Annotated in this window: 15 protein-coding genes; 7 read left to right on the forward strand and 8 right to left on the reverse strand. The window is 49.0% G+C overall.

The genetic code is table 11. From position 1 onward, the window contains the following. Positions 1–22: 22 nt before the first annotated feature. Positions 23–2788 (forward strand): hypothetical protein, encoded by a 2766-nt coding sequence (locus tag ACX1C1_RS22440; protein WP_458954356.1) that lies wholly within the window; start codon positions 23–25, stop codon positions 2786–2788. 138 nt (positions 2789–2926) lie between these two features. After that, positions 2927–4282 (forward strand): DUF6923 family protein, encoded by a 1356-nt coding sequence (locus ACX1C1_RS22445; protein ID WP_458954357.1) that lies wholly within the window; start codon positions 2927–2929, stop codon positions 4280–4282. Positions 4283–4342: 60 nt separating this feature from the next. On the opposite strand, the gene ACX1C1_RS22450 is transcribed toward ACX1C1_RS22445, so the two are convergent. Then, complete coding sequence (locus ACX1C1_RS22450) at positions 4343–5560, reverse strand: clostripain-related cysteine peptidase (RefSeq protein ID WP_458954358.1); 1218 nt, start codon at positions 5558–5560, stop codon at positions 4343–4345. A gap of 100 nt (positions 5561–5660) precedes the next feature. Here ACX1C1_RS22450 and ACX1C1_RS22455 point away from each other — a divergent pair, with 100 nt between their 5' ends. Further along, positions 5661–6761, forward strand: a complete 1101-nt coding sequence (locus ACX1C1_RS22455; protein ID WP_458954359.1) for a glycosyltransferase family 2 protein — start codon at positions 5661–5663, stop codon at positions 6759–6761. Further along, entirely contained in the window at positions 6758–8299 is a 1542-nt protein-coding gene (locus ACX1C1_RS22460; RefSeq protein WP_458954360.1) for a glycosyltransferase, read from the forward strand. The genes ACX1C1_RS22455 and ACX1C1_RS22460 overlap by 4 nt, the downstream gene beginning before the upstream one ends. Before the next feature lie 166 nt (positions 8300–8465). Here ACX1C1_RS22460 and ACX1C1_RS22465 read toward each other — a convergent pair whose 3' ends face one another. Together ACX1C1_RS22465 and ACX1C1_RS22470 are read right to left on the reverse strand one after the other, a co-directional pair. Next, the gene (locus tag ACX1C1_RS22465; RefSeq protein ID WP_458957767.1) at positions 8466–8885 is read right to left on the reverse strand and encodes an RDD family protein; all 420 of its coding nucleotides are present in this window, start codon (positions 8883–8885) and stop codon (positions 8466–8468) included. 122 nt (positions 8886–9007) lie between these two features. After that, positions 9008–9472, reverse strand: a complete 465-nt coding sequence (locus tag ACX1C1_RS22470; RefSeq protein ID WP_458954361.1) for a hypothetical protein — start codon at positions 9470–9472, stop codon at positions 9008–9010. Positions 9473–9630: 158 nt separating this feature from the next. Between ACX1C1_RS22470 and ACX1C1_RS22475 the strand changes: the two genes are divergently transcribed. Together ACX1C1_RS22475 and ACX1C1_RS22480 are read left to right on the forward strand one after the other, a co-directional pair. Next, positions 9631–9789, forward strand: coding sequence for an asparagine synthase (locus ACX1C1_RS22475; protein WP_458954362.1), 159 nt, complete (start codon positions 9631–9633; stop codon positions 9787–9789). 118 nt (positions 9790–9907) lie between these two features. After that, on the forward strand, positions 9908–10243 hold the full coding sequence (locus tag ACX1C1_RS22480; RefSeq protein ID WP_458954363.1) for a L,D-transpeptidase: 336 nt from the start codon (positions 9908–9910) through the stop codon (positions 10241–10243). Positions 10244–10274: 31 nt separating this feature from the next. Here ACX1C1_RS22480 and nagA read toward each other — a convergent pair whose 3' ends face one another. After that, positions 10275–11465, reverse strand: coding sequence for an N-acetylglucosamine-6-phosphate deacetylase (gene nagA / locus ACX1C1_RS22485; protein ID WP_458954364.1), 1191 nt, complete (start codon positions 11463–11465; stop codon positions 10275–10277). After that, positions 11446–12447, reverse strand: a complete 1002-nt coding sequence (locus ACX1C1_RS22490; protein ID WP_458954365.1) for an ROK family protein — start codon at positions 12445–12447, stop codon at positions 11446–11448. Before ACX1C1_RS22490 ends, nagA begins: the two co-directional genes overlap by 20 nt. Positions 12448–12634: 187 nt before the next feature. Between ACX1C1_RS22490 and ACX1C1_RS22495 the strand changes: the two genes are divergently transcribed. Next, positions 12635–13837: a right-handed parallel beta-helix repeat-containing protein gene (locus tag ACX1C1_RS22495; RefSeq protein WP_458954366.1), complete on the forward strand. Its 1203-nt coding sequence runs from the start codon at positions 12635–12637 to the stop codon at positions 13835–13837. A gap of 68 nt (positions 13838–13905) precedes the next feature. Here the strand turns inward: ACX1C1_RS22495 and ACX1C1_RS22500 are convergent, their stop codons facing one another. From ACX1C1_RS22500 to ACX1C1_RS22510, 3 genes are all read right to left on the reverse strand, one after another. Further along, positions 13906–15606, reverse strand: a complete 1701-nt coding sequence (locus ACX1C1_RS22500; RefSeq protein WP_458954367.1) for a type 2 periplasmic-binding domain-containing protein — start codon at positions 15604–15606, stop codon at positions 13906–13908. A 79-nt stretch (positions 15607–15685) separates the two neighbouring features. Then, positions 15686–16567: a carbohydrate ABC transporter permease gene (locus ACX1C1_RS22505; protein WP_458954368.1), complete on the reverse strand. Its 882-nt coding sequence runs from the start codon at positions 16565–16567 to the stop codon at positions 15686–15688. Positions 16568–16585: 18 nt separating this feature from the next. Next, on the reverse strand, positions 16586–17557 hold the full coding sequence (locus ACX1C1_RS22510) for an ABC transporter permease (protein ID WP_458954369.1): 972 nt from the start codon (positions 17555–17557) through the stop codon (positions 16586–16588). Positions 17558–17621: the final 64 nt, after the last annotated feature.

Raw genomic sequence — 17621 nt, forward strand, 5'->3', positions numbered from 1 at the left:
TTCGGAACGAGGAGATGAACGAATGGGAAAACACCCTTGCCCTCCAGGGCCTCCAGGGCCTCCAGGGCCTCCAGGGCCTCCAGGACCTCCTGGGCCATCAGGAGATGATTGCTGTCGTAAGATCATTAAGATTCTTCATGAAATTGAATGTGAGCTCACGGATCCATGCCATGGATTAGAAGAAATCAAGAGCGAAATTCGCGCCATCGAATCCCTGGTTTTCAGCCCGAGCTTTGGCCTTGAGGAGATCAAAAGCGAAATTCGTGCCATTGAATCCTTGCTGTTCAGCCCGAGCTTCGGCTTAGTAGAGATCAAAAGCGAAATTCGCGCCATTGAATCCTTGCTGTTCAGCCCGAGCTTCGGCTTAGTAGAGATCAAAAGCGAAATTCGTGCCATCGAATCTGCGGTCTTCAGCCCAAGCTTTGGTCTCGAAGAGATCAAGAGCGAAATTCGTGCCATCGAATCTGCGGTGTTTAGCCCGAGCTTTGGTCTCGAAGAGATCAAGAGCGAAATTCGCTCCATCGAATCTGCGGTGTTCAGCCCGAGCTTCGGTCTCGAAGAGATCAAAAGCGAAATTCGCTCCATCGAATCTGCGGTATTCAGCCCGAGCTTCGGCTTAGAAGAGATCAAAAGCGAAATTCGTTCCATTGAATCTGCGGTGTTCAGCCCAAGCTTTGGTCTCGAAGAGATCAAGAGCGAAATTCGTTCCATTGAATCTGCGGTGTTCAGCCCAAGCTTTGGTCTCGAAGAGATCAAGAGCGAAATTCGCTCTATCGAATCTGCGGTGTTCAGCCCGAGCTTCGGCTTGGAAGAGATCAAGAGCGAAATTCGCTCCATCGAATCTGCGGTGTTCAGCCCGAGCTTCGGTCTTGAAGAGATCAAAAGCGAAATTCGTGCCATCGAATCTGCGGTGTTCAGCCCGAGCTTCGGCTTAGAAGAGATCAAAAGCGAAATTCGCTCCATCGAATCTGCGGTATTCAGCCCGAGCTTCGGTCTCGAAGAGATCAAAAGCGAAATTCGCTCCATTGAATCTGCGGTATTCAGCCCGAGCTTCGGCTTAGAAGAGATCAAAAGCGAAATTCGTGCCATCGAATCTGCGGTATTCAGCCCGAGCTTCGGTCTCGAAGAGATCAAGAGCGAAATTCGTGCCATCGAATCTGCGGTGTTCAGCCCGAGCTTCGGCTTGGAAGAGATCAAGAGCGAAATTCGCTCCATCGAATCTGCGGTATTCAGCCCAAGCTTTGGTCTCGAAGAGATCAAAAGCGAAATTCGTTCCATTGAATCTGCGGTGTTCAGCCCAAGCTTTGGTCTCGAAGAGATCAAGAGCGAAATTCGCTCTATCGAATCTGCGGTGTTCAGCCCGAGCTTCGGTCTCGAAGAGATCAAGAGCGAAATTCGTGCCATCGAATCTGCGGTGTTCAGCCCGAGCTTCGGCTTAGAAGAGATCAAAAGCGAAATTCGCTCCATCGAATCTGCGGTATTCAGCCCGAGCTTCGGTCTCGAAGAGATCAAAAGCGAAATTCGCTCCATCGAATCTGCGGTGTTCAGCCCGAGCTTCGGCTTAGAAGAGATCAAAAGCGAAATTCGTGCCATCGAATCTGCGGTATTCAGCCCGAGCTTCGGTCTCGAAGAGATCAAGAGCGAAATTCGCTCCATTGAATCTGCGGTGTTCAGCCCAAGCTTTGGTCTTGAAGAGATCAAAAGCGAAATTCGCTCCATCGAATCTGCGGTATTCAGCCCGAGCTTCGGCTTAGAAGAGATCAAAAGCGAAATTCGCTCCATCGAATCGGCCGTATTCAGCCCGAGCTACGGTCTCGAAGAGATCAAAAGCGAAATTCGCTCCATCGAATCTGCGGTATTCAGCCCGAGCTTCGGTCTCGAAGAGATCAAGAGCGAAATTCGCTCTATCGAATCTGCGGTGTTCAGCCCGAGCTTCGGTCTCGAAGAGATCAAAAGCGAAATTCGCTCCATCGAATCTGCGGTATTCAGCCCGAGCTTCGGTCTCGAAGAGATCAAAAGCGAAATTCGTTCAATCGAATCTGCGGTATTCAGCCCGAGCTTCGGTCTCGAAGAGATCAAGAGCGAAATTCGCTCCATCGAATCTGCGGTATTCAGCCCGAGCTTCGGCTTAGAAGAGATCAAGAGCGAAATTCGTGCCATTGAATCTGCGGTGTTCAGCCCAAGCTTTGGTCTTGAAGAGATCAAGAGCGAAATTATCGCGATCGAATCTGCGATCTTTAGCCCAAGCTTTGGTCTCGAAGAGATCAAAAGCGAAATTCGTGCCATCGAATCTGCGGTATTCAGCCCGAGCTTCGGTCTCGAAGAAATTAAGAGCGAAATTCGTAATATCGAATCTGCGGTATTCAGCCCTAGCTTTGGTCTTGAAGAGATCAAGAGCGAAATTATCGCGATCGAATCTGCGATCTTTAGCCCGAGCTTCGGCTTAGAAGAGATCAAGAGCGAAATTCGTGCCATTGAATCTGCGGTGTTCAGCCCAAGCTTTGGTCTTGAAGAGATCAAAAGCGAAATTCGTTCAATCGAATCGGCCATCTATAACCCGAGCTTCGGTCTCGAAGAGATCAAGAGCGAGATCCGAAATATTGAAAGCAAGTTATTTGATCCTACGTATGGTATTGCAGCTTTGCAAAGTGGTTTGTCCAGCATGGAGAGCATGGCCATCCAGATGCAAATTTTGCTCAATAGCCCAATGTTCGGTCTACAGGAGATTAAGAATGATATTCTTATCCTGCAATCCTTCGTCAACGCAATCTATTCCAATACTTTATAAAAATAACGAAAGAAACGTCTAGCTTGACTTATCCCTCTAAGCTGTTGATAAACAATTAGAGGGATAAGTATTCCTTCGTTCGATAATCGAAAGAGTTTCACTATTCAGAATATTATTTTTAGAAAGGTGTGACCTCATTTGCCATTTACATGTAACCAGTTCGGGTATCAAGTTGCCGGAACTCCGAATTCAAATCTCACTCAAATTGATTTGGTTACTGGCGAAACAACCGTTCTCTCTCCGGATATTGGACTGCTGCTCAACGGAGTGGGCTATAATACGTTAGATAACTATATATATGGAATTCAAACAGGCACAAATCAAACTGTCCAGTTAGATTCAGACGGGACTGCCGTAAACCTGGGCGCCCCGCCCAATTTGCCATCCCCTACTGCGAATTATAACGTTGGTACCATGGATTTGGACGGTCGTCTATATATAACAGATTCAAGCAACTTCAATCGATATTACGTTATTGATTTGGCTCCAGGATCTCCAACCTATAACCAGTTGGTGGATCCAACCAATGGTTATGCTCCTGATACCGCACCGTATGGCACGGCTGTTTCAGGGATAACGACTGTTGGCGGGGATTGGGTATTTAATCCTGTGGACGGCTTGTTGTATTCGATGCGAGCAGGATTTGTATCTATTCTTGATCCAACAACAGGCGTGGGTTCAGCAGTAGCTGTAGCGGGACTTCCTTCCGGAACATATGGCGCTCAGTTTATTGATGGCAGCGGGACCGCTTATGCTATCCGGAATAGTACAGGTGTCATCTATCGCATTAGTACGGATGGTATGACCATATCTGCTGAACCTTTCGCACAGGGCACTGCATCTAACAATAATGACGGCACCAATTGCCCGTTGTTTATCATTCAGGTCGATTATGGCGATGCTCCAGATACAAGCGCTGGGAATGGGCCGGATGACTACACTACAACACTAGCTAATGATGGCCCGCGTCACTTGATCACAGGAGAAGCCCTGTATTTGGGCACACAGGTTACAGGAGAAGATGATGCGCTGCAGAACGCTGACGCTACAGGTGATGACATCCCTGAAGGTATTCCTGATGATGGAGTTTCACTCCCACTGCCGGTGCTGGAAACAACTGCTACGACCTATTCAATCACAGAAACAGTAACAAATAATACTGGAGAAGACGCTTTGTTGTATGCGTGGGTGGACTTCAATCAGGATGGGGTCTTCCAAGCTAATGAAGCTGCAACAGGAACGCCTATTGTCGTGCCCTCTACGGTTGCTGGAACACAGGATGTTGTACTCAACTTCACGGTTCCAGCCGGCGTGACCCCTGAACCGGATCATACTTTTGTACGTGTACGTCTAACAACAGATGAGCTCACCAATACCAATGGCAGTCCAACAGAGGAGGATACTCGTTCTACTGGCGCCGCATCAGACGGCGAGGTTGAGGATTATTATCTGGAGGTTAGCCTCCCCGTTGTAAGAGGAGCCTTATTCATCTAAATTCCTATGGACAGGTGACTGGTTACATGTAGAGATACAAGTATACGAGTCATCTGTTTCCTATGTAGCAAACCAGCGTTTGTAAGAAACCAGATCTGCAATGATGGTTTGCTGCTGTTGCTCGGACAGATTCGTTAATGAAGAGCTAATAAAAGTGTCCAGAATGGGTCGAGTCATTGGAAGGGGGGCGAGACGAAGCTCTTCTGCGTCGTAAACCTCCTCTAATGCCATCTGACAAATGAGATGGGTCCAGTAATTTTTTTTTGAAAAGGAAAGTCTCTTGTACAAGTCTCGTCTACGCTCATCCGGGATTCGGGTATGCAGGACATGAAGAGGCATTAGAGACTGCTCCGCAGTGAAGTGACGAATCAGAATTAAGGATTCGCAACAGCTGGAGATCATCGCTCGCAGAGGATGTCCAGTTGAATGGGGATCTGTAGCCTGCAACAAATCAAGCGGACTTAACTGCCTTTCAATCGTGTGTTGCTCCGAGAGATATTGATAAGCAAGCATACTGAATAAATGTTTGGCCATTGACAGCTGCAAGTGATCTATGCGATACAATACAACCTGATGGTTGTGGTATTTGAGCATACATTTGTTGATAAAAGATTCAAAAATCTCTACTGTTGGCATGTGCGGCTCAAGCATCATCGACTCCATACATGCTTCATAAGGAAAACCAGCTAACGGACCGCTGCCAAAATAGGTGAGCAAATAACGAACAGAGGGATCCGGTTCTCTCCCAAATTCATAAAGATTTTCAATAGTACTGGCATAGCAAGTATCCAGTATCAGTGCTTCTAGTGTTGCCCCTGATTCCTTACATGCTCGATTGATGGCTGTGGATAATTCGGGAAATCCCATGAAATAAGGTTGATCCTGAGAGAAATCCGGCAACATGCCAACGAATTGATAAATATGTCCACCCAGAATTAACAAATATCTCTTTGCAGGATAGCTGCGGATTGACCATACAATATATTGATATAACTGAACAGGATCTGCCATATTCAAATCTGGAGAAATTAATTGATGCTCCATCCTATTATTTTCTAGCACGAAGCGCCTAACTCCAGACCATTCTGGCGCGTATTTTGCATGGTCAATCGAAGAACGGATCAGGGTGACCAGACCTCTGGTTTCACGAGCAACTTGCATCGTGATCGTTACCTCTGGATGAGAGGACATTCTTGTGAATTGCTCAACGGTTGCCCAATTCTCAGGCTCCAGCTCATTATGGCCGTTCGCATACAACATAATTGTCCACTCTTGCATGGTGTCTCCCCCCTTTCTCAAGGATATATGCACCGACATATGACTTCATTCATACAGTAGAGGTATGCCGCACTATGGTTACATGAGGATGGAGGCTATTATGACTACCATTAGTTTGTGTATGATTGTGAAGAATGAAGAAGCAGTACTGAGGAGATGTCTTGACAGTGTTAGAGATGTCATGGACGAAATTATCATAGTAGATACGGGCTCAAGCGATCGTACCAAAGAAATCGCTGCGGAATATACCACTCACATTTACGATTTTGTGTGGATAGATGACTTCTCGGCAGCTCGAAATTACGCATTTTCCAAAGGGACCATGGAATACTGTATGTGGCTGGATGCAGATGATATCCTGCTACCGGCTGATCGGGACAAACTCAAAGCGCTCAAAGAGGAATTAGATCCTTCCATTGATATTGTACTTATGAAATATAATATGGGCATGCAGGATGATGGCAGTATCTATTCCTCCTTTCTTAGAGAACGGCTTATCAAACAAGGCAAAAACTACAGATGGTACGATCCCGTTCACGAATATGTACTCTTCAAGGAACATTTTTTGGTTTCTGATATCGGAATTACTCACAAGAAAATGAGTAAACCAACCATGAGGAATCTCGAAATATTCGAGAAGTACGTTGCCAACGGGAATGAGCTGACAGAACGAAATTGGTTTTATTTTGCCAGAGAGCTTTGTAATGTGAAGAGGTATGATCAAGCTATTTACTATTACAAAAAATTCTTAGATACGACAGAGGGATTGACCTCCAATTATTTGGATGCTTGTATGGATCTCGCTACTTGTTACGAAGCAAAAGGGGATGAAAAAAATCAGATTCGCTCCTTGCTCCGATATATGGAATTTGATGGACCACGTCCTGAGATATATTGCAAACTAGGATATATTTACAAAGAGAAGAAGCAATACAGCAAGGCAATCAGCTGGTTTATACTCGCGCCTTCGCTGCCCAAACCGGAAAGCTCCTGGGGCGCTGTTAACCATTTCTACTGGGACTATATCCCCTATATGGAGCTATGCTCCTGCCACTATCGACTTGGTGATATTCAGAAGGCGATTTATTACAATGAAAAAGCGGCAGAAGCCAGGCCAGATGAACCCAAAATAATCCACAATCGATTATTTCTCGGCACGATGAAACAGAAACTCATGGAACGAGCGGAGGTGCCTAAATGAAGCCAGCTCGGAAAAGAGTGTTAATTGGAAGCCCCGTTCATCAAAAACCATTTATTCTTTGTGAATTTTTAAATTCATTACTCCGCTTGAAAAATGATGAGGTTATCCTTGATTACTACTTCGTGGATGATAATACTAATCAAGAATCCAGCAATATGCTCCAGCAGTTTAAACAATATACGGATAATGTTTATGTACAGAAGTCCAGCTTCCAGGATCGTTATGTCCGTGATGACAATACACATCATTGGAACGGGAGCCTGGTTGATAAAGTTACTTTCTTTAAGGACTCCATCATTGCTTATGCGACAGAACATCACTATGATTTTCTGTTCCTAATTGATTCTGATCTATTAATTCATCCCCATACTATTGAGCATCTTGTCCGCCTTGATAAGGATATTGTATCCGAAATATTCTGGACAAGATGGAAGCCGGACAAAATGCCGCTTCCTCAAGTATGGATAAAAGATGATTACACACAATTTGATTACACGAGAAGTGAACAATTAACTGAAGAAATGAAACTACAAAGATTTAAGCAGTTTATCCTTCAGATGTTAGTCCCAGGGCTCTACCCTGTTGGCGGTCTCGGCGCTTGCACACTGATCAGTCGAAAAGCACTACATGGTGGAGTAAGCTTTAAGGAAATTAAGAACTTATCCTTTGTCGGTGAGGATCGTCACTTCTGCGTTCGAGCTTTGGCACTCGGATTTGATTTGTATGTGGATACCCACTATCCTGCTGGGCATTTGTATCGCAATTCGGATATGGATCGGCTGCCTGGATTCAAACAGGATTATTGGGGCATCCCAGAAATTGATGGGCCTATTCATTATCGAAAGAAAAAGCTCACTCTGTCGATGATAATTAAAAATGAATCGCAGCGCTTCCTGAAAGAGGTACTGGAAGAGCATCGGAATTACATTGATGAAGCGGTCATTATTGATGATGGCAGCACCGATCATTCCGCTCAAATCTGTCTTGATACGCTTAAAGGCATACCCGTCCATCTGGTGCGCAATGATAGCTCCAAATTTAACAATGAAGTAAATTTGCGCAAGCAGCAATGGGAGGAAACGATCAAAACGAAGCCGGATTGGATACTCAATCTGGATGCAGATGAAGTATTCGAAAAAGGTTTTGCAGCTCGAATTAAAAACATGATTAACTATACCGATGTGGATGCTTACGCCTTCAGACTTTATGACTTCTGGAGTCCTGATCACTATCGTGACGATACGTATTGGCGAGCTCATCATTCCTATCGCACCTTCCTCATCCGCTACAAAGAAGATATGGTCGTGAAGTGGAAGGAAACACCTCAGCATTGCGGACGATTCCCTGCCAATACCACCGAGCTGTCACATGCCAAGTCCGAGCTTCGATTAAAGCACTTCGGCTGGTCCAGAGAGGAAGACCGCCGAGCCAAATATGATCGATATAAGGAACTGGATCCCCAATCGTTATACGGCGTAAAAAAACAATATGAATCTATCCTAGACGCTTCCCCTGTATTGGTCCCTTGGCAGGAATAATCTTTTTTTGCGTATTTGCATTGTGTTCATGCAACAGCAATTTGCAGCAGTAAAGAAGCGGCACTTACTCCACCTATGATGGAGATTGCCGCTTTATCTGTTGAGCATTGAGAAACTGTAAGTACTTCAGTGGCCTCCAACTGCCAGCCTGCCTTCTGAACAATTTCTATGCTCGAACGACTTGCGTGCCTGCAATAAAGTCATGGATACCGCGTTTGTCTTCTCGTATCCCCACCATAAATAAATCAACGATAAAGGCAATTCCGATTGTAATTGCAATAATAATGGCCCATACAACGTTACGCATCAGCATATTCCCAACGTGTGGCGGCCCATTGTTAATGACCCTAATAATACGAATGCCGCAGATCTTTTTGCCAATCGTCTGACCATTCCATAATACAGGCAATAACAACGAGTATAAGAAGGAAATCAAATTCGAAAACCATGACTCTCCGGAGTCGCCGCCTGTCAGTATCAATGAAAGCAGCGCTAACGGTATACCAACGATTATTCCATCCAACAGAATGGCACCGAATCGGATCCAGAAGCCTGCTGGCTCTTTGTAGTGGGGCTCTTGCTGCATCCCTCCTTCGTAATACCCTCCATTCGGCTGCATTTGATTGGGATAAGGGTTGTTGGTATCGTTCCTATAATATTGATCATTCATCGGCAAACTCTCCTTGTTATATAATAGAAGCTTAGAACTTAGAACCATACACCAAATGACTTGCGTCTTACCGGAATGCTCTGTTGATCGGCCCATTGCTGGAGCGCAGCCATCCTAACATCTTCTTCTTTGTTATCCTTAAACCTGAAGCACCACCAAGGAAGCAAGGTTTTGGAGGTATTGAATCGTTTGATGCCGATCACCGGTCTGAAATAACCTCGAATCCAGATCGCTTCAATCTTCTCCGCTTCGATCAATTGTCCATATAACTCCAGTTCTGAATCATATATATGTAACTTTCCAGGCTTCTTATGCATGATAACGATCCCGATCACACTTGCCATACAGGCCGCTCCTGCAACGAATATGGCAAAAAGTGTCAAATAAAGAGCTGCACCATCTAATTTCGTATTAATGAGTAATACGCATTGATTGATGAGAACAAAAACAAACAATACGGTTGGATTCCCGGTAAGCGGTCTGACGTCGATTAAATGATTCAATTCTTCACCCTTTCAATAGGTATGCAAGCAAAGCATCCATCAGAAAGCCAATACCAAGGTAAAAATATCCAATACTACCTCGGGAATCATTATACTTGAATATGTAAAAATGATCCATCACTAATTCCTTTGCCAAAAAAACCAGAGGAGTGGAGGAAATGCGAGAAGGATTGATTCCGTCTCTGCTAGGAACTGTCGTAACGGCTTCCGGAGCCACGTTGTTGAAAAGGAACCATAAACTGATCGGGACCGGCATTCTGGGATTTGGACTTGCTCATATCGTGTTAGGAGCCATAGATTTGGTCGAACACCGTTAGGTGCGGCAAGACGACGGAGGATACGAAACATCGTATCCTCCGTTTATTATGCATATAGGGCTGAACCCATACGAATCGTCCCGACTCGCCGTAGAATAAGGCAAGGAGGAGATTGCCCATGCCTTATCTAAGAATCATCGTCGATCTATCGGATCGACACTTGTATTTGCTTGAGGACAACATCGTTGTACGAGGATACCCTGTCGGTATCGGTCGTATTCTGACGAGTACGCCAACCGGTGAATTTACGATTATCAATAAACAACTTAATCCCGGAGGACCTTTCGGTTCGTTCTGGATGGGATTGTCAAAGCCCCATTACGGCATACACGGCACCAATAATCCGTCATCCATCGGCCAACTTGTCTCTCTTGGCTGCATCCGCATGTACAATCAGGATGTGCTCCAGCTTCAATCGCTTGTCCCTGTCGGTACACGAGTTACGATCCGATAATTAGACGCCGAACGGCTACGATCGGGAGAAGCTATACGACGTATACTTCTCTCCCTCTCACATAGGTGGATCGAATGGTCAAGTCTTCGTCCACGATGAGAAAATCCGCGTCTTTTCCGGTTTCTATCCTTCCTTTGCGGTCGGATGAACCGCTTTGCCGAGCCGGAACCTCCGTAAAGGATGGCAGGATCTCTTCCAGCGCGTAACCCGTAAACGAAAGTACGTTCTTTAAGCCTTGAATCATCGTCAGCGAGCTGCCGGCCAGGCTGGATCCGTCCTTGAGCCACACTTGCCGATCCTTAAGGATAATCTCGCCGTAGTCTCCGTCGGGTAGACCGGCCTGCTGCACGGCATCCGTGATCATGCATACGTTATAGGCTCCTTTGACGTCGAGGAGCAGCTTTACCACCGCAGGATGGACATGAATGCCATCCGGAATGAGTTCGGTCGTCAGCTCCCCGCAGATCAGACCCGAGCCCGCGACGCCCGGCTCGCGATGATGGAAGGGGCTCATGCCGTTAAAATGATGTGTCGTGTGCGTTGCCCCCCTGCGGATGGCTTCCAGCACTTGCTCGTGCGTGGCGTCCGAATGGCCGATCGATACCGTTATGCCGAGCCCGGCTAGCAGATCGACCGCCTCCAGGCCGCCTTCGATTTCCGGGGCGAGCGTGGCCAGCTTCATGCGGTTGCCGGACGCTTCGATATGGCGCCGCAGTTCTTCCTTCGTCGCGGAACGGAGATGCCGCTTGTCCTGGGCTCCGCCGCGACCGGGGTGAAGAAACGGGCCTTCCAGGTGGACGCCGAGCAACTCGGCTCCGTCCAGTCCCCTGCACGCCGCTTCGTCCGCGCAACGAAGCGCTTTCAGTATCTCCTGCTCCGAAGCCGAGTCCGTCGTGGCGAGGAACGACGTCGTGCCGTGCGCGGCATGAAACCTGCTCATCCCGTCAAGCCCTTCGAAGGTGCCGTCCATCACCTGAAAGCCGTTCCCGCCATGGACATGAACGTCAATTAGGCCTGGAAGGACCAGCTTCCCTTTCAAATCCAGAACCAGGACCGCCTTCAGGATCGCCTCCGATATTTCTTCAGGCTCGCCCACGGCTTCGATCCGTCCATCGGTCCCGACCAGCAGGCATCCGTTGTCGATCACGCGCTCGCCCGCGTAGATACGTCCATTCATCAGCAACAATCTTTGATTCCGAGCGTTAGCTTGAATATCGTCCACCCTCCCTTCTCCAACGTTCCAATGCAACATGCGCGGCTCCGATCATGCCTGCCGAATCGCCCAGCTTCCCGGCCATTAACACCGGCCGGATGTCCAGCTCATGGAGATGCTTATCCAGCTCCTCGCGGATGGGCTTCAGCAAATAATGGCCGGCAGCCGCAACGCCTCCTCCGACGATAAAAACTTCCGGAGCCAGAATTAGCGCCATTGTGGACAGTTTTCGACCGAGCGTGCGCCCAACGTATTCAAAAATACTCAACGCCGTTTCGTCGCCTGCCTCGCATGCCTCGTAGACGTCAAGCGCGGTTATCGGCCGATTCAACCGGCCAAGCGCCGTCCGCTCCCCCTTCTGAATCGCTTCTTCCGCCAGCCGCGCGATTCCGGTAGCCGACGCGATCGTCTCCAGGCACCCGAGCTTCCCGCAGGTGCATGGATAATCGGTTCCGTCCACGACATCGTGACCGAATTCGCCGGCTAGCTGACGGTTGCCTCGGACAAGCACGCCGTCGTTTATAATCCCCGCCGCCAAACCCGTCCCGAGCGTAAGACAGATCAAATGGCGATAGCCGACACCGGCACCGGCTGCAGCTTCTCCCAGCGTATACATTTTCAAATCATTGTCGATATATACGGGCGCGCCTAGCCGCCTGCTCATATCTTCCGCGAATGCAACGTTCCGCCAGCCGAGATTGGACGAATCCAGCGCTAGCCCCGAATCCGGCTCCACCCAGCCGGGTATGCCGAATCCGGCAGCCCCTATCCCTTGGAAGCCGGCTTCCGACGCCATCGCGACAATCTCCGAGGACAGCTGCTTGAGAAACTCTGTCGCATTTGAAGTAGGCCGCCTGGGATTGCCGCGAATGGTCGCGATGCTCCGCTTCAGGCGCAAAACGCCTTTGGAGTCGAAAATGCCGATGACCGTATTGGTACCTCCGATGTCTACCCCAACGATCGCGTCATGCGACGACGATTCGGCCGTCATGATATCCGCCCTCCTTTTTTAAGACACAAGCTTGCATATCTTAATGGTAGTTCGATCGTCCTTCCAGGCATACGGGCCAATATTGTCTTATACTAAGCGGCTATTATCCATTCGGGAATACCCCGTCGCGGCAAGAAAACCCCGGGTGATACACTGGATTCGAGGCTGTAAGAAGAGAGGAGATTGTATGGAAAAAATCATGGTTACCGTAGGCGAATCCTCTGGCGATTTCATAGGAGGAACCCATCAGGTCATTCAGGCAGCCGTCGATTACGTGTCTTTCCTTGGCGGCGGAACGGTCAGGCTCGCGGAAGGTGTCTACCAGATAGGAAGCACGGTTCATCTTAGATCGGGCGTCGTGCTAGAAGGAATTCCGGGCCGCACGGTGCTGCGGCAGCACGAAGAACGAATTTCAGCTATAAAGGCCGACGCCGATCTCCACGAACGACAGGTCAGCGTCGAGCAACCCGAGCTCTTCCCTGTCGGTCAAACCGTCGCCGTACGCAGAAAAGCCGAAAGCAGAGGGTTCGGGGATACCGTTGCCGTCGTCACGGGAAAAGTCGGAAACGTTCTATATCTCGACCGAGAGCTCCACTCCACTACCCTGCTGTCCGAGGAAGGAATGGTAACGACTCATACCCCGGTGCTCAGCGGTTATCATTGCAACGGCGTGGAAATTCGCGGCTTGATCGTAGAGGGTAACCGAAACAATCCGACGCTGGCAAACGGTTGCCGCTGCGCAGGAATCTTCCTGTTTAATGCCCATGGTGTGCTTATCGAAGACTGCAGCGTCCGGGACTACAACGGAGACGGCATCAGCTATCAACATTCCTCCTTCATTCGCATCCTCCGCTGCGAAAGCGTTCGCAACGGCGGCAAAGGCATCCATCCCGGCAGCGGGACCAAAAACACGGAGATTTTGGACAGCAGCTTTAACGAAAACGGAATGGACGGGATTTTTCTCTGCTGGCGTGTGCAGGACAGCATCGTCGAGAACTGCATCGCCGTTCGCAACCGGATGAGCGGCCTTTCTATCGGCCACAAGGACATTCGGAACCTGATCCGCTCCAACCGGCTGTCCGAGAATTACATGTACGGCATCTTCTTCCGGAACGAAGCGGAGCCGATGGCGGCCAACTACAATCGCGTCGAGAACAACCAGATCGAAGACAACGGATCGGAGCAGGCGGGTTATGTCGGCATCCGGATCCGAGGCGGAACGCATGACGTCGATTTGGTCGGCAACCGCATACGTTTCTCGTCGGCCCCTCTGGATCGAACGATCGGCATTTGCATGGAGGAGCGTACTTGCGAGATCCGATTGAAGGACAACGAGTTCGTGAACTGCGCGATGGAGACGCACGATCATTGGTTAATCGCGGATAAATGATAGAAGAGAAATAAGCCGTACCGAATCAGCAACGTCTGCTGAACGGTACGGCTTTTTCGTAATCTTCTTTATTGAGCAGCAAGGCTTTCTTGATACAGGGCGGTAACGTCTTGGTTTTGTTTGTCCAATCCTTTTTCCTTCAACGTTTTCTCGAGGTCGCTCCAGATCGCGTCCAGCTTCGCCGGATCCTTCTCCAAAATGAATTTCGGGACTGCTTTGCCCCACTCTGCAATAGCTTCCGTATTAAATTTCTTGATATCGTCCGTCCACTTGACGACCGACGGGGAGAATTTGTAATCCTTTTCTTCTCCTTGAATCAACAGGTCTGCGGCCGTTGTAGCCCCATACTTGCCATAAGCTTCGACCTGGGTGGGATTCATGTTTTTGGCGATCCAGCTCTCCGAGTTGTCCCACCTAGCGTAATCCCCATCCGACAACGTAAAGCCGGAAGCGTAATTCGTGGAGAGCATGCGGGCGTAACCCATGCCCAAATCCTCCCAGAACGTGCTCGGTTTCGTCTTGTATTCGTTAACCAGCCAATCCGTTGCAGTACGCTTGCCGTTCTCGACCGTATAATATTTGCCTTCGATACCCCAGCCGACAAGAATTTGATTTTCCAGCTTGAACATGTCGTCATAGAATTGAATGAGACGAACCGGGTCCTTGGCGTTTTTCGTGAACGACAGCCACATGTCGCCGCCCCTATTCGCCGTCGTAGTCGGTTTGTTCATTAATTTCGTCTTGCCTGGCGCCACGATTTCGAAGGAGATGTAAGAACGATCCTCCATGCCATTTTGCGCGAGCGTACTGCTGCAGCTGCCGCCGCCGCCGAAGATGACGAGTACGCGGCCTTGGTTACATTTTGTCGTGAATTGTTCCGGCGTTTGAACGAGCGACTCCGGATCGAACAATCCTTCGCTGTTAATCTGATTAAAGAATTTGAATACGTCGGTATAGCCGGGCTCGAAGAAACGAAGTCTTGCATTTTGTTGATCATCCACGAAATACTGCGCCGTCAACGGGAAGCCCGCGTACGCACGAGCGGAGGTATCGAAAATATTGTAAAGCTGGTTGGCCGCTCCGTAATTGGAGAACCCGATCGTCTTGCCTCCGTCGATTTCCGGATATTTCGCGATATAGTCGGCAGCTACTTTCTTGACGTCTTCGAGCGTCTTGATTTCGGGATAGCCGGCTTCCTTCAGAACCGCGGCTTGGATGGAGATCCATCCCGCTTGGTTCAGGTTGCGCACCTCTTTCGTAGGCGGCTGGAGCAAGCCGTACACTTTGCCGTCCGTATGCTCTAGCATCGAAAGATCGTTGTCGTAAGCCTTCAAAATGTTAGGTCCGTGTTCCTTGATCAGATCGGTAAGATCCAGAACTGCATTTGCATCGATGTAAGATTGCAGGGTGTTGTCGTGAATATTGATGACTTCCGGGAAATCGCCGGCCGCTAGCCAAATATTCATTTTCTCGCGGAAATCGCCCGTAATGATATCCCACTTGATCGTGGCGCCGGTGCGCTTCTGAACTTCAAGCGCGACTTCGCTCGTCCAGTTGATGTTCGGATTATCCGTATTCATCGTGAACGTAAACGGCGTTCTGGCAGCTTCTTCAGCAGGTGCGGTGCTCTCGGTTGTAGGCGCTGGCTTGGTTGTTTCCTCAGTCTTGGTATTGCCGCTGCCCGAGTTGCCGTTCGAGCAAGCCGAGATTAGCAGTATGCTCACCATCAGCAAGGCCATTACCGCTTGGAACTTGATTCTTTTCCCCATTTTTTGCGACCTCCACGTCATTTTTTATATTTCTAAGCGGCATCCGTCCTTCTCCTTATAAACGGAAACCGCTGCGAAATCAATCCTTCATGGCACCAAGGGTCAAACCTTTTACAAAATATTTTTGAAGGAACGGATAGACCAGCAGAATCGGTACCGTCACCAGAATCGTCAAAGTGGATTTGATGGTCAAAGGCGATATGACGCGTACCGCGTCGCTTTCTCCCGTATCCGAAACGCTGCTCTCAACGGTCTGGATCATCTTCTGAAGCTCGTATTGCAAGACGGCTAGCTTCTCGTTGCGACTGTTGTACAAGTAGTTGTCGAACCAGGAATTCCATTCGCCCACGGCTACGTAAAGCGCGACCGTTGCGATTACGGGAAGACTGATTGGCATGATGATTCGGGTGTATATGCCGAAGTCGTTCGCTCCGTCGATATAAGCGGATTCGACGAGGCCGTCGGGCAGTTGCTCGAAGAACGTTCTCATAATGAAAATATAGAAGGCGCTGACGATTCCCGGAACGATATAGACGGCAAAGCTGTTCATCAGGCCAAGTTCCTTGATCAGAAGGTAAGTCGGGATCAGACCTCCGCTTACGTAAATCGTGATGACGAGAATAAAGCTAAAGAGCTTCCGGAACATGAAGAACTTTCGGCTGAGCACGTAAGCAAGCATCCCGTTGCAGAACACCGAAACGACCGTTTGGATGACCGTTCTCAGCACTGAATTAAAAGAGGCCCTCGCCAGCTTCTCGTTTTGAAACACGTAAGCGTAGTTTTCCAGCGTGAATTTGCGAGGCAGCAGGTATAAGCCGCCTTTAAGCGCATCGGTCGTTTCGTTAAGCGAAATGACCAGCAGATAAATGAACGGATATACGGTGGACAGCGCCGCCACCGACAGCAAGGCGTACATCCCGATGTCGACCAGCCGTTCTCCCGTACTGCGGTAATGAGGCATAGAAGATCGCTCCAATCGTTAAAAGAGGTTGGTTTGATAACGTCGCGCAATCGCATTGACGATGAGGACAAGCGTAATGCTGACGAGGGAATTAAAGATGCCGACCGCCGTGCCGAAGGAGAAATCCCCTTGATTGAGCCCGAGCCTCAGCGCCAGTATCGAAATGACTTCCGAATATTCCTGGGTAATGTTATTGCCGAGCAGGAATTGCGACTCGAAGCCGCCGGTCATCAAGCTGCCAATCGATAGAATCGTAAGTAGGACGAACGTCGGGATGATGCAAGGGATAATGATATATTTGATTCGTTGCCAGCGGCTTGCCCCGTCTACCTGGGCGGCATCGTAAAGATTAGGATCGATTCCGCTGATCGCCGCCAAATATATAATCGCGCCCCAGCCGAAGCCCTTCCAAGTAAGGATGATCGTATGCAGCACCCAGAACCACGTCGCTTTGCCGAAGAAAAAGATGCCTTCGTCGATCCATCCCAGCTTGACCAGCAACACGTTAACGAGGCCGCCGTCGGGCGATAGAAGCATAACGAATATGTTGGCGACGACGACCATGGAAACGAAATGGGGCAAATAGGTCATCGTTTGCACGACTCTCACGAAACCCTTGCTTCTGAGCTCGCTCAGGACGACGGCTAATGCGATCGCGAAGAACGTACCGGCTACCAGTTGCATGGAGTTCATGGCAAAGTTGTTGCGGAGCGCCAGGAAGAATCCGTCATGCGAGAGCAATTCTTTGAAATGAGCGAACCCTACCCACTCGGCGCTCCACACGCTTCGACCGATTTTGTAGTCCTTGAACGCCATAAGCCAGCCCCAGAGTGGGACGAACTGGAACACCATCAAATGCAGCATGATGGGAACGGACATCCAGAGCAGAATGTGCTGCCTTTTGATGCGATTCCAGAGTCTGGATTTGCGAACCGCCCCGGGCCCATCGCCCGGCTTAAACGCTTTCATTGTAGTGGGATTAATCTTCACGGTCGAATCTCCTCCGTTCTCTTTGTTGTCATTATAACGCTAGTCGCCGCTCCCGCAGTATCTC

The sequence above is a fragment of the Paenibacillus sp. strain BS8-2 genome, assembly GCF_054483835.1.